General features: G+C 63.7%; 9 protein-coding genes and 2 pseudogenes. 4 read left to right on the forward strand and 7 right to left on the reverse strand.

Annotated features, from left to right (window positions below):
• Positions 1-4: 4 nt before the first annotated feature.
• Complete coding sequence (gene tkt / locus EHW12_RS14790; protein WP_003944976.1) at positions 5-2107, reverse strand: transketolase; 2103 nt, start codon at positions 2105-2107, stop codon at positions 5-7.
• 201 nt (positions 2108-2308) lie between these two features.
• On the opposite strand from tkt, the gene EHW12_RS14795 reads away from it, so the two are divergent.
• Entirely contained in the window at positions 2309-3292 is a 984-nt protein-coding gene (locus EHW12_RS14795; RefSeq protein ID WP_003944994.1) for a heme o synthase, read from the forward strand.
• Between the two features lie 56 nt (positions 3293-3348).
• Here the strand turns inward: EHW12_RS14795 and EHW12_RS14800 are convergent, their stop codons facing one another.
• Positions 3349-4314 (reverse strand): quinone oxidoreductase, encoded by a 966-nt coding sequence (locus EHW12_RS14800; RefSeq protein ID WP_125051055.1) that lies wholly within the window; start codon positions 4312-4314, stop codon positions 3349-3351.
• A gap of 83 nt (positions 4315-4397) precedes the next feature.
• On the opposite strand from EHW12_RS14800, the gene EHW12_RS14805 reads away from it, so the two are divergent.
• Positions 4398-4760: a hypothetical protein gene (locus EHW12_RS14805; RefSeq protein WP_125051057.1), complete on the forward strand. Its 363-nt coding sequence runs from the start codon at positions 4398-4400 to the stop codon at positions 4758-4760.
• Positions 4761-4823: 63 nt separating this feature from the next.
• On the opposite strand, the gene EHW12_RS14810 is transcribed toward EHW12_RS14805, so the two are convergent.
• The 5 genes and pseudogenes from EHW12_RS14810 to mptB form a co-directional block, all read right to left on the reverse strand.
• A complete protein-coding gene (locus EHW12_RS14810) occupies positions 4824-5798 on the reverse strand; it encodes a heme A synthase (protein WP_193595302.1) in 975 nt (324 codons plus the stop codon).
• Positions 5799-6014: 216 nt separating this feature from the next.
• Positions 6015-7409 (reverse strand): hypothetical protein, encoded by a 1395-nt coding sequence (locus EHW12_RS14815; protein ID WP_218960187.1) that lies wholly within the window; start codon positions 7407-7409, stop codon positions 6015-6017.
• Positions 7410-7456: 47 nt separating this feature from the next.
• Positions 7457-8311, reverse strand: a complete 855-nt coding sequence (locus EHW12_RS14820; RefSeq protein ID WP_003944914.1) for an ABC transporter permease — start codon at positions 8309-8311, stop codon at positions 7457-7459.
• A 1-nt stretch (position 8312) separates the two neighbouring features.
• Positions 8313-9248 (reverse strand): annotated as a pseudogene (locus EHW12_RS14825) (ABC transporter ATP-binding protein); the annotation flags it as partial.
• A complete protein-coding gene (gene mptB / locus EHW12_RS14830; RefSeq protein ID WP_003944776.1) occupies positions 9245-10999 on the reverse strand; it encodes a polyprenol phosphomannose-dependent alpha 1,6 mannosyltransferase MptB in 1755 nt (584 codons plus the stop codon). The gene mptB and the pseudogene EHW12_RS14825, both read right to left, overlap by 4 nt.
• A gap of 130 nt (positions 11000-11129) precedes the next feature.
• Between mptB and EHW12_RS14835 the strand changes: the two genes are divergently transcribed.
• Both EHW12_RS14835 and sufB read left to right on the forward strand, forming a co-directional pair.
• The gene (locus EHW12_RS14835) at positions 11130-11876 is read left to right on the forward strand and encodes a metalloregulator ArsR/SmtB family transcription factor (protein WP_076948451.1); all 747 of its coding nucleotides are present in this window, start codon (positions 11130-11132) and stop codon (positions 11874-11876) included.
• Between the two features lie 155 nt (positions 11877-12031).
• Positions 12032-13480: pseudogene (gene sufB, locus EHW12_RS14840) on the forward strand (Fe-S cluster assembly protein SufB); the annotation flags it as partial.
• Between the last annotated feature and the right edge of the window lie 7 nt (positions 13481-13487).

Genomic DNA, 13487 nt, shown 5'->3' on the forward strand with positions numbered 1-13487 from the left:
GAGATCATCCCTTCACAGCTGCGAGGGAGCGCTGCGCGGCTTCGACAGTCGCGTCGGCAGTGATGCCGAACTCCCGGAACAAGGTCTTGTAATCGGCGGAAGCGCCGTAGTGCTCGAGCGAGACGGCCTGACCGGCGTCGCCGAGGATGCGCCACCACGGCATCGCGATGCCGGCTTCGACGGACACACGCGCGCGCACGGCGGGCGGAATGACCTCGTCGCGGTACGCCTGATCCTGCTCGAGGAACCAATCGAGGCACGGCACGGAAACGACGCGGGTTGCGACGCCCTGAGCTTCGAGGGTTTCGCGAGCCTCGGTGGCCAGATGCAGTTCGGAACCGGTCGCCAGCAAGATGACCTCGGGCGAACCGTTGGCTGCGTCGACGAGGACGTAAGCGCCGCGCTTGACACCCTCGGCAGCCTTCTCCTTGGTGCCTTCGAGAACCGGGATGTCCTGGCGAGTGAGTGCCAGAGCCGTCGGGCCCGTCTTGTTCTCGAGTGCTGCCTGCCATGCGAACGAGGTCTCGTTGGCGTCACCCGGGCGGACGACGGCGAGGTTCGGGATCGCACGAAGAGCAGCGAGGTGCTCGACCGGCTGGTGGGTCGGGCCGTCTTCGCCGAGACCGATGGAGTCGTGGGTCCAGACGTAGGTGACGGCAGTCTTCATCAGTGCGGCCAGGCGAACCGCCGGACGCATGTAGTCGGAGAAGACCATGAAGGTTCCGCCGTACGGGCGGGTGGGTCCGTGAAGCGCGATGCCGTTGAGGATCGAGCCCATCGCGTGCTCGCGGATGCCGAAGTGGAGCGTGCGGCCGTAAGGCTGCGCATTCCAGTCGTTGGTGGAGATGGAGAACGGGCCGAACGAATCTGCGCCCTTGATGGTGGTGTTGTTGCTGCCGGCGAGGTCGGCGGAGCCGCCCCACAGCTCGGGCAGGATCGGTCCGAGCGCGTTGAGTGCCGAACCGGAGGCCTTGCGAGTCGCAACGCCCTTGGCGTCGGCCTCGTAGGTCGGGAGAGCGTCGGCCCAGCCGGCGGGGAACTCACCGGCGAACAGGCGGTCGAAGAGTTCCTTGCGCTCGGTCTCACGTGCAGCCCACGCGTCGAACTCGACCTGCCATGCCTTGCGTGCGTCGGCGCCGCGGGAGACGACCTCACGGGCGTGAGCCAGAGCGTCGGCGTCGACGTCGAAGGACTTGGCCGGATCGAAGCCGAGGGCTTCCTTGACCGCTGCAACTTCGTCGGCACCGAGAGCGGAGCCGTGGACGTCGCCGGTGTTCATCTTCTTCGGAGCCGGAAAACCGATGATGGTGCGGAGCAAGATGATGGACGGACGATCGACGACGGCCTTGGCCGCGGCAACCGCGTCGAGGATGCCGGAGACGTTCTCGCCACCTTCGACGTGCTGAACGTGCCAGCCGTATGCCTCGTATCGCTTTCCGACGTCTTCGCCGAGAGCGATGGTGGTGTCGTGCTCGATGGAGATCTTGTTGTCGTCGTAGAAGACGATGAGGTTGCCCAGTTCCTGGACACCGGCGAGCGACGAGGCCTCGGACGTGACGCCTTCTTCGATGTCACCGTCGGACGCGATCACGTAGATGTGATGGTCGAAGGGGGAGGAGCCGACCGGGGTCTCCGGATCGAACAACCCACGCTCACGACGCGCAGCCATCGCCATACCGACTGCGGACGCAAGGCCCTGGCCCAGCGGACCGGTGGTCATCTCGACGCCGACGGTGTGGCCGACCTCGGGGTGGCCGGGGGTCAGTGCGCCCCACGTGCGGAGAGCTTCGAGGTCAGCGAGCTCGAGACCGTAGCCCGACAGGTAGAGCTGGGTGTACAGCGTCAAGGATGAATGGCCACAGGAGAGAACGAAGCGGTCACGGCCGACCCATTCTGCATCCGAAGGATCGTGGCGCATGACGCGCTGGAAGAGGGTGTATGCCAACGGCGCCAAGCTCATTGCAGTTCCGGGATGGCCGTTGCCGACCTTCTGAACCGCGTCGGCGGCGAGCACGCGGGCGGTATCGACAGCCTTGGTGTCCAGGTCGGTCCAGTCCGAGGGGTGGACGGGTTGCGTGAGGACGTGGATCTCGTCTGTGATCGACACTGGCAGATGTCTCCTGACATGGTGTACGTGGATTGCGAGGGTGGGGTGTCCCTCCACTGCGTAACCCAGCCTAATGGTCCTGGCTGTCCGGGTCGATTCGGTTCCTCAATGGCTGCGGTCTACCATCGTTCGTAGTAGAGAACAGTGTCAGCAGTGTGTCGTGAAGAGTTAGTGCGGTAACGCGTGGTGCAAGGAGAGAACGTGCGGACAGGGCAACAGCCGAGCGGACATGGCTTCGGCAGCCCAGGTGCCGCCCCGCGGGCGACCAATACCGATACGGTGTGGGGTCGCGCAACGGGCAAGGTTCTGGCTTATATCGCGCTCACGAAGCCGCGAGTGATCGAATTGCTGTTGGTGGCAACCATTCCGGCAATGCTGCTGGCCGATCGCGGAACAGTCGACATCGTTCTGATCCTCAGCACCCTCTTCGGTGGCTGGATGGGCGCGGCGAGTGCGAACTCGCTCAACTGCGTCGTCGACGCCGACATCGACAAGGTCATGAAGCGCACGGCGAAGCGTCCGCTGGCCCGCGAGGCGGTGCCGACGCGCAACGCGCTCGTCTTCGGGCTCCTTCTCGGACTCGCGTCGTTCCTGTGGCTGTGGTGGCGAGCCAACCTCTTGGCCGGCATCCTCGTCGTGATCACGATCGCGTTTTACGTCCTCATCTACACGATGGTTCTCAAGCGTCGTACCTGGCAGAACGTCATCTGGGGTGGCGCAGCCGGATGTATGCCCGTCCTGGTGGGCTGGGCCGCTGTCACCGGTTCACTGAGCTGGCAGCCCGTCGTGCTGTTCCTGATCATCTTCTTCTGGACGCCGCCGCACACCTGGGCGCTGGCGATGCGATACAAAGAGGACTACAAAGCTGCCGGTGTTCCCATGCTTCCGGTGATCGCCACCGAAGAGCACGTCACCAAGCAGATTCTGTTCTACAGCTGGGCAATGGTCGTCACGACGCTTGTCCTCGTGCCCGCATCGGGAGTCATCTACGCCGCCATCACCATCGTTGCCGGTGCGTGGTTCCTGCTCATGGCACATCAGCTGTACCGCAGCGTTCGCGGTGGTGCTCAGGTCAAACCGCTACGCCTGTTCCTGCAGTCCAACAACTATCTTGCGATCGTGTTCGTCGGCCTCGCCGTCGACTCGGTTCTCGGACTCCAGACGATCAGCGACATGCTCAGCTGATTCTGCTGTGCGCCTTTATTAACCGCGGGCGGTTAATAAAGGCGCACAGCACTTCGCTAGGGGATCAGAACGATCGACCCGGTCGTTGCTCGACCTTCCAGATCCCGATGCGCTGTTGCCGCATCGGCGAGGGGATACTCGGCGCCGACGCGAATATCGAGTTTCCCGGCCGCAATGGCGTCGAAGACATCGCCGGCACGCCAGGTCAGTTCCTCTCGAGTGCGAATGTGATGCGCGAGCGTCGGACGCGTCAGGAACAGCGAACCCGACGAATTGAGCCGCTGCGGATCAACCGGCGGAACCGGTCCACTGGCCGCACCGAACAAAGCGACCGTGCCGCGGATGCGCACGGAAGCCAAGCTCGAATCAAAAGTTGTCGCGCCGACCCCGTCGTATGCCGCCGCTACTCCTTCGCCGCCGGTCAACTCCCGGACTCGCGCTGCGATGTCCTCGTCGTACCGCAGAACCTCCGAGGCACCCGCGCCGCGCGAGAGTTCTTCCTTTGCATCCGATGACACAGTCGTGATGACCTTCGCCCCGAGGCTGACGGCCATCTGCGTCAGGATCAACCCGACGCCGCCCGCGCCTGCGTGCACGAGCACGGTGTCGCCGCTCTGGATCGGATACGTCGACTTCGCGAGGTAGTGCGCCGTCATCCCCTGCAGGAGCGCCGACGCTGCGGCCGATGCAGGGACACCGTCAGGCACTTTCACGGCGACTGCGGCGGGAACAGCCACCTTCTCGGCATAGCTGCCAGTGGCAGCGGCCCACGCGACCCGGTCGCCCACGGAGAATTCGTTGACGTCGGAGCCGACAGCTTCGACAACACCGCTGCCCTCGTCGCCGGGAATGTAGGGGAGCGGACGCTTGTACTGGCCCATTCGGAAGTACGTGTCGATGAAATTGATGCCGATCGCTTCGGTCTTGACGAGTAGATCGCCTGGGCCGGGTGTCGGTTCGGGTTGTTCGGTCAGAGTCAGAACCTCTGGTCCGCCGGTCTCGGTCACGTAGATGGCTCGCATGGTTTCTGTTCTACACCCGAGGCGGCCGACGCTCAGTCCATGCCTGGTGTCGCTTCCGGGCTACCGACCAGTATTGTCGAGTCATGAGCACCGATACCGAGAAGTCGGACGCCACCCCGTCCGCGCCGGAACTGCCGAAGTCCACGGTGAACGCCATCATCAAGTTCGTCGCCGAGCACGGCGGCTCCGCCAGCGCCGTCATCCAGCCGGTCGGCCTGGCCGGCGTTCGCATCACCCTCGTAGGTGCCGACGGCATCCTCGGTGATCAGGTCGTCGAGGACCTCGCCACGGCGAACGCGGTCGTCGCGTCCTTCGACAACGTCACCGTCGCCGAGTGGGAGCGCGAACTGACGAGCATCGTCACCCCGCAGGAAGGCCATTTCAAGAAGATGGCCGGCTGGGTCGCCAACCAGACTCGGTTCCCGAAAGCTCGCAACGAATCCTGAAATGACGTGTGGGGCGTAGGAACACCTTTTGGTGTTCCTACGCCCCACACGTGTCTTGAAGCGTCAGACAGCTGGTATCGGCGAATTGGTCGGCGTGTACTGGCGGGTCTTACCCGCAGCCCAAACTGCTGCGGTCGCAGCCGTGCACAGTCCTGCACCGGCGACGTGCATGATCACCAGAACTTCCGGCACATCGGTGAAGTACTGCACGACACCGATGAGCGACTGCGCGAGGATCAGTCCCAGCAGGACCTTCAGACGGATCTTCACGGCTGCGGATGTCCCGACCGCATACAGGCCGAAGGTCAGACCCACGACCAGCGCGAGATATCCGACCAGAAGCTGTGAGTGCAGATGGACGAGCGTCACGATCTCGATCTCCAGGCGAGGCACCGTCCGGTCCAGTCCCTTGTCGCCGGCGTGCGGGCCTGCGCCCGTTACGAGAGTTCCAGCGACCAAAACGCCAGCGAGCGCGACACCTGACAGCGCGGTAAGCCAGCGCAGCGGCCTCGGCATCACGACCAGAGTTGTTGCTTCGTCGGGTTCCGCGATCTTCGCGTACATCACCGTGGCAACCCAGACCATCAGCATCGACGCAACCAGGTGAATGGCGACCGTCCACCACAGCAAGCCTGTGAGGACGGTGATACCGCCGATCACTGCCTGAACGACAGTGCCGAGCGGCATCATCCAGGCGTAGACAAGCACCTCTTTGCGTCGGCGAGCGCGAGTCACCGCAAGCACGATCGCAGCGGCGACGATGACGACAAGGAAGGTCAACAGGCGGTTGCCGAACTCGACGGCTTGGTGAATCACCGCGACCTGTCCGTGGCCGACCGGGACGAAGCTACCGGGGAAGCACTGCGGCCACGTCGGGCAACCGAGTCCCGAGTCCGTCACGCGCACCACCGCGCCGGTGACAGCGATGCCGCCCTGCGTCAGGATCACGATGAACGCGATGATCTTCTGCGTTTTCAGCGAGGGGAGAGGTAGTCGATCCACCAAGCGTAAAAATCCGGCATACACACGATTCACCACGCCAACGATCGTAGTTCCCCATCAACTACACAGTGTCGTTGGGGCCAGCTCGCTCCGCGCCTGCCCCGCGTAGTTGGGGCCAGCTCGCTCCGCGCCTGCCCCGCGTCGTTGGGGCCAGCTCGCTCCGCGCCTGCCCCGCGTCGTTGGGGCCAGCTCGCTCCGCGCCTGCCCCGACTCGACGAGACCAGAACTGCGCAGCCGTGGGGCCAGCTCGCGTCAGTTCGCGCGAACTCGCACGATTCCCGAGATCGTTCCCTGGAAGTACTCGCCCGACTCGGTGATGAGTGCAGACATCTGAAGGGTGTCGTTGAGGATCGTCGACGGCAACGGAGTCGAACCGATCTGAGACCCGTCCTTCGAGTCGATCACCGCGAAGGAGTAACCGTCCAGCGGAGAGGTGTTCGGAGCACCGTCCCGTGTCACCGTGTAAATCGAGCCGTCAGCCGTCGAGAGGTGAGGTACCGCGGAGCTGCGAATCGTGTTGTCCCACACGACATGGCAGCCGACCGGATCGATGTCGACGCGGGTCATTCCGCCGTTGAAGGGTGCCGTGGCGGGGACCGCTGGACCGGCACCTTCAGGAGTCGTGGGGTACGGGTATCCGTAAGTGCCGGCGACGTAGACGGAATGACCGATGCCGACGGGGGAGTTCTCGCTGCCGCTCGGTGAGCCGTCCTGGCTGGCAGCGGACAACACCGGCTGCGTGCACACCTCGGCGCCCGTGTCAGCGCGATAGACATGCAAGCTCACTGTCGGGTGGGCGTTGTCGACGATGGTCAAGAAATCGCTGCCCGTCGACGGGCCGAAGTATGTCGGCGTCGATCCGGTTCCCCAGCTGAGCTGACCCGGATTACGGGCCGGCCCGCGGTCGTACGGCTGACGCCAGTCGATGACGACCTCGTCGCCATTTCGCTTCAGTTGGTAGAGCGCGTGGGTAGTTGCGACAGCAGTGCCCGTCGGGGAGGTGGAGATGCTGTTCTGCACCTGTTCACCTTCGGGGAGCGCAATGCTGTGCGCGATTCGATCCGCGCCGACATACCCGACGGTGCCGTGCCCGGTGGCGAACCAGACATTGCCGTCCCAGTCCGGAGCGAGGCCGGTGACGTTGTCGTCGGCGGCAACCGCACCACTGAGATCGATGACCTCCGCGAGTTCCAGCCGCCAACTGCCGTCCGGATTCTGCGCATGGGAAATGCGGACCAGTTGACGGTTTCCGTCGACGGCTACGAGACGGTTCTCGTTGTCGAGGTAGGCGTAGACGCCGCCGAGCAGACTGCCCTTCGCGAGCGGCAGTTGTGCTACGGATCTACCCAACGGCGTGGCGTCGGCCTTCGGATCGATCAAATGGATGGTCGGGATCTGGCCGATCATCGTCGTGCAGAGCGAGACGACCATGCCGTCGGAACCCTGGAGGACCGTCGGGCAGGCGGCCATCATCGGGAAAGCTGTCACCTCGTGTGGGCCGGTTCCTGGACCAGGCAGCGGCGTGACGTCGGACGAGCCCGCGTCACCGTGCATGGTGGAAGTACCGACGGGACCGAGGTACGGATTTGCAGGTGCGAGGGGACCGGACACCGAAGGGGTCGCCGTTGCGGGCCCGGCACACAACATGACTGTTGCGGCCACACAGCCGACGATCTGAGCTGTCCGTCGTGTACTCACGTGAACTTGAACCACCTTGCTGCGCAGACTCCGGCCACTGCGGCCCAGATGAGAAGTACGAGAATCGAGAACCAGTCCATCGAGGTGTCGAGGGCCGCTTCGAGTGCGTGTGCGAGAGCGCCGGACGGAACAATGCGGACCAGCGTGTGGACGGCGGTCGGAAGTTCACCACTGGCGAAGACCACACTGCCGATGCCCACCATGATGAACCACAGGATGTTGGCGAGAGCGAGAACGATCTCTGCTCGCAAAGTACCGCCGAGCAGTAGGCCAAGCGCTGCAAATGTGACAGTACCGATGGCAATGACCACTGCGCCGAGTACAAGTTCGACGAACGACGGACGCCATCCCAACGCCAAACCGATAGCGCCGAGCAAGAGTGACTGCAGAGCCACGACGATGATGACGGCAGCGCTCTTGCCTGCGATGATTCCCCACCGCGGTAGCGGCGTTGCACCGAGTCGCTTGAGCGCGCCGTATCGGCGGTCGAATCCGACGGCGATGGCCTGTCCGGTGAACGCCGTCGACATCACGGCAACCATCATGACACCAGGGAGCACGGTATCGACCCGAGAATCGCCCAAATCGCCGATCGGAAGTAGACACAGTCCGATGAGCAGGGTGATCGGGATGAACATGGTGAGCAGCAATTGCTCACCGTTGCGGAGCAGAAGAGTCAACTCCAGTTTGGTCTGCGCCGCCAGCATCTTGGCCGCCGAATTGGGGCGGGGATCCGGCGAGAAGGTGCCTGGCTCGAAGCGGTTCTCGGCGAGCCGCCGGTCTCTGGCAACGCTGATGGGACTGCTCTGGCCGTTCGACGCTGTTTCGTTCATGACCTTGATCTCCGTCATCCCTCAGTTCCCGGCCCGTCAATTCGAGGAAGACGTCTTCCAGACTCCGTTGATCGACGCGAATGTCGTTGATCAGCACGTCCTGATCGGCACACCATGTTGCGACAGTCGCCACGGTTGCCGGATCGATTGCACCTTCGACGACGTAGGTGCCGGGGTTGGATTCCTCGATGCGGAACCCGGCGAGTGAACCGGCCAGCGAATCGAGGCTCAAACCGGGAACCGTCGTCAGACGGAGTTGTCCTTCGGCGCCCTTGCTGGTGACCTCCGCCGGCGTTCCCGACGCGACGATCTTGCCGTGGTCGATGATGACCAGTTCGTCGGCGAGCGCTTCGGCCTCGTCCATGAGGTGTGTGGTGAGCAGGACGCTCACGCCGTCGCGTCGCAGAGCGTCGATGAGTTCCCACACGAGTAGACGTGCCTGAGCGTCGAGGCCGGCGGTGGGTTCGTCCAGAAATACCAATTCGGGACGGCCGACCAGCGCGCACGCCAGGGACAGTCGTTGCTGCTGGCCTCCGGAGAGGCGGCGGTACGGGGTCTTGCGCGCATCGGTGAGGCCGAGTTTGGAAAGGAGCCAGGCGGGATCGAGCGGGTCGGCCGAGTATGCGGCCACGAGGTCGAGCATTTCCCCGGCCTTGGACCCGGGGTACGCGCCGCCGCCCTGCAGCATGACACCGATTCGCGAGCGGACTTCACCGGAGTCGGCGATGGGATCGAGACCGAGCACTCGAACCGTGCCGGCATCGGGGGTGACAAACCCTTCGCACATCTCGACGGTGGTTGTCTTACCGGCTCCGTTGGGGCCGAGCAGGGCAACTACCTGGGCCGTCTCGACAGTGAGATCGATACCGTCGACGGCTCGAACACCGTCGAAGGACTTGACGACACCCTGGATCTGTACCGCCGGCGTCGACGATCTGGAGGCTCTCGAGGTCACGGGGAATCAGCGTAAGCCCCCGCCGAGTTGTCTTCGTCTACCGGTCCGCCTTTCGTGATCTCCGCTACTGGCTTGTCGCTACGCCAGGGGAGTGAATTGCGGGTGAAGACGATGAGCGTTCCGGCGGTGAGGATGGTCGCGATGACGGCCTGCACGATCATGAACGGAAGGTATTCGGCGCCGTTGGACATCAACATGACGCTGACGATCGAGGTGAAGACGACGGCAGGGATGCGGAAAATCGGCGCGGTGGCCCACGCCGCCAACGGAAGGATCGCCCACAGCAGGTACCACGGCTGAACGACGGGGAACAGGAGAACGATCGCTCCGAGTGCGATGCCGAGTCCACCGACCGGGTGTATGCGGCCCATGTACACCGAGATCATCATCCGTGCGGTGACGAGCATGGCGACGAGAGTTGCGATGGGCCGCGTGATCGTGAGGATCGCCGTCGTGTGATCGCCGAGTCCGAGTAGTACACCGGCCAATCCCGTGCCGACGCCCAGGAGCGTCGGGATGGACATCCAACTCCGGACTGCCGTGGCGGTGTCGAGGGTGTTGATCCAACCCATACCGAGCCCACTGGCCACGCTGATGACAAACGTGACGACAGCGGCAACGATGCCCAGGAGAATCGCGGCTCCCGCCAGGGCTTTCCAGGTTCCACCCCAACGCCGAGCCAAGGCCATGCCGACAAATCCCAAGGCAAGCAAGGACGGAATTTTGACGGTCGACGACAAGGCGATCAAACCTGATCCCGCAACGAGATAGAACAGCGCTCGCCCACGGATGGGCCCGGACCCTTCGACTGCGCGGAGAGCGATCTCGATTCCGGCGAGCATCAACCCGAGCATGAGCGCTTCGTTGTGGATGCCGGCCACCAAGTGGAAGAGCAACAGCGGGTTCGCGGCACCGAGCCAGAGCGAACTGACGGCAGAGACACCGCATCGCTTGGCCAGTCGCGGTATCGCCCACACGATGAGCGCGACGCCGGCCAATGCGAGCAAGCGGTGCAAGAAGATTCCGGCCACGATGTTGTCGCCGGTCAGTGAGCTGATCCCGCGTCCCAGCCACAGGAAGAACGGACCGTACGGAGCTGGGGTGTCGCGCCAGATCGTCGGAACCGTGCGGGTGAGAACGTGGTCGACGCCCAGTGCCGCCTTGGGGCCGATGGCGTACGGATCGAGTCCACGGGCCGCGATTTCGCTTTGAGCCAGATACGAGTAGACGTCGCGGCTGAACATCGGCGGTGCGACCGAGAGCGGCAGGATCCACAGCAGGAGTGTGCGGTCCAACTGGGAACGGGTCATGCGCCGCGGTGCGCCGGAACGGCTGCGTATGTCCCCGACTGCAAATCGGCCCATCATCAGCCAGGCCAGAACGACGAGCACGGTTCCGGTCATCGTCATGGTGAGTGAGACCGTCGGCATACGTCCGGGAAGGCTGAGGACTCGAAGTCCTGCGGTCGGATTCTGCAGGACGGGTTGTGCGCCGGCGCCGAGCGCTCCGACTGCCATCAAGACCGCGCCGGTTGCGCCGAATCGGCGAATCCCTCGCAGTTGTGCGGTTTCCTTCGCGTTCAGGCCAGGGCGCTCGTCCTCGTCGCCGTGCAGCACCGCGGCCATACTCTGCCGGGGAGCGGATCCGAAAGGTCGAACGCCGATTGTGGAAAGCGCGAGTGCCTTGGGTTTTTCCAGCAGGATCGCGCGCGCCGATCGCGCGGTCGTCGTCTTCTCGGGGGTCTGCGGCACACCAGGCAGCGTAGCGGCTCCATCCAGCCGGACAGACAAGCACAAACAACGTACGTTGTCCGGATATTCCCGAATGTAATGCAGGTTGCCCTTAGTAGACCTGCGAAAAGAATTCCGTCACACTTGTGTTGTGAAAAGAAATGCGTCAGACCCTCGAAGCAAGGAAGTTGCAGGTCAGCCCACTGTAGCGACCTCGCCTAGTGCTGCCGCAAATCCGGTGACGGTGAGCGTCGAAGGCCAGACCCGGGCCGCAGTGGTCAAGCTGCTACTCGAAGAAGGCCCCATTACCGCCTCCGAAATCGGCACGCGCCTCGGTTTGAGTGCCGCAGGTGTCCGACGTCACTTGGATGCGTTGATCGAGTCCGGCGAAGCCCGTACCGCTTCGGCGGCGTCGCTGCGTCAGCGCGGACGAGGTCGTCCCGCCAAGCAGTTCCAGATCACCGCGACCGGCCGCGGCCGCCTCGGCCACACCTACGACGATCTGGCGGGAGCCGCGATGCGGCAACTCCGTGAAATCGGCGGAGACGCGGCAATCGAGGAGTTCGCCAAGCGTCGGGTTCAGGCGATCGTCGGCGACGTCGAACCGGCTGATCCGACAGATGTCGACAACGTCGAGGCGACAGCGGACGCAATCGCCGAAGCCTTCAACGCGGTGGGGTTCGCAGCGTCGACCCGGCCGGTCGGCAACGGCGTGCAGATCTGCCAACACCATTGCCCGGTTTCCCATGTGGCAGAAGAGTTTCCGGAACTGTGCGAGGCAGAGCAGCAAGCATTCCGGCAATTGCTCGGGACTCATGTTCAGCGTCTGGCGACCATCGCCAACGGTGACTGCGCCTGCACGACGCACGTGCCCCTCGTGTCCACCGGGAGTAGATGACCGGACCAGAGTGTTCTACAGAGCGTTGCCACCGTGCAGCGTTCGAATAGAGATTTTTCAGCTAGTTCTTCAAAGTCAGAACTGCTCGACCACAGCGACCAGCCCTCGCTGAACCCGAGCAGCCGTCAAGAAACAAGACTCCGGAAGGAGCTCGCATGACCGTCACATCAGACCAGGCGACTACCACTGCGGCAGCAGGCACCGAGCCGCTCACGCAGGAAGAGACCATCGCGTCCCTCGGTCATTACGGCTACGGCTGGTCCGATTCCGACGAAGCCGGAGCCAGCGCGCAGCGCGGGTTGTCCGAGGCTGTCGTGCGGGACATCTCCGCCAAGAAGAGCGAGCCCGAGTGGATGCTCGACATCCGCCTCAAGGCGCTGCGCACCTTCGACAAGAAGCCGATGCCGAACTGGGGCAGCGACCTCGAAGGTATTCACTTCGACAACATCAAGTACTTCGTCCGGTCCAGCGAGAAGCAGGCCGAGTCGTGGGAAGACCTGCCCGAGGACATCAAGAACACGTACGACAAGCTCGGCATCCCCGAGGCGGAGAAGCAGCGCCTCGTTGCCGGCGTCGCAGCTCAGTACGAGTCCGAGGTCGTCTACCACTCGATCCGTGAGGACCTCGAGGAGCAGGGCGTCATCTTCCTCGACACGGACACCGGTCTCAAGCAGCACCCGGAGCTGTTCAAGGAGTACTTCGGATCGGTCATCCCGGCCGGCGACAACAAGTTCTCCGCGCTGAACACCGCCGTGTGGTCCGGTGGCTCGTTCATCTACGTTCCGCCGGGAGTCCACGTGGACATCCCGTTGCAGGCGTACTTCCGCATCAACACCGAGAACATGGGTCAGTTCGAGCGCACCCTGATCATCGTCGACGAAGATGCCTCCGTGCACTATGTCGAGGGTTGCACCGCGCCGATCTACAAGTCCGATTCACTGCACTCGGCCGTCGTCGAGATCATCGTGAAGAAGGGCGGCCACTGCCGCTACACGACCATCCAGAACTGGTCCAACAACGTCTACAACCTGGTGACCAAGCGCACCAAGGTCGAGGCCGGCGGATCCATGGAGTGGGTCGACGGCAACATCGGCTCCAAGGTCACCATGAAGTACCCGGCCGTGTGGCTGATGGGCGAATACGCCCGCGGTGAGGTTCTCTCCGTTGCGTTCTCCGGCGAGGGCCAGCACCAGGACACCGGCGCCAAGATGCTCCACCTCGCGCCGCACACGTCCTCGACCATCATCAGCAAGTCTGTCGCCCGTGGTGGTGGACGTGCGTCGTACCGCGGTCTGGTGCAGGTCAACAAGGGTGCCCACGGCTCCAAGTCGACCGTCAAGTGTGACGCTCTGCTGGTCGACCAGATCAGCCGAAGCGACACCTACCCGTACGTCGACATCCGCGAGGACGACGTCACCATGGGTCACGAGGCCACCGTTTCGAAGGTTAGTGACGATCAGCTCTTCTACCTGATGAGCCGCGGACTGACCGAGGACGAGGCGATGGCCACCATCGTGCGTGGATTCGTCGAGCCCATCGCGAAGGAACTCCCGATGGAGTACGCGCTCGAGCTCAACCGCCTTATCGAACTTCAGATGGAAGGGCTGTGGG

The organism is Rhodococcus sp. NJ-530 (genome assembly GCF_003860625.1).
Classification (GTDB): domain Bacteria; phylum Actinomycetota; class Actinomycetes; order Mycobacteriales; family Mycobacteriaceae; genus Rhodococcus_F; species Rhodococcus_F qingshengii.

What these genes read in the sequence shown, in the direction of transcription:
- EHW12_RS14800 (WP_125051055.1), bottom strand. Translation starts at nt 4,314, where the DNA reads ATGCGAGCCATCTACGTGACCGAGACCGGCGGACCAGAGGTTCTGACT.
- EHW12_RS14805 (WP_125051057.1), top strand. Translation starts at nt 4,398, where the DNA reads ATGAGCACCGATACCGAGAAGTCGGACGCCACCCCGTCCGCGCCGGAA.
- EHW12_RS14815 (WP_218960187.1), bottom strand. Translation starts at nt 7,409, where the DNA reads ATGTTGTGTGCCGGGCCCGCAACGGCGACCCCTTCGGTGTCCGGTCCC.
- EHW12_RS14820 (WP_003944914.1), bottom strand. Translation starts at nt 8,311, where the DNA reads ATGACGGAGATCAAGGTCATGAACGAAACAGCGTCGAACGGCCAGAGC.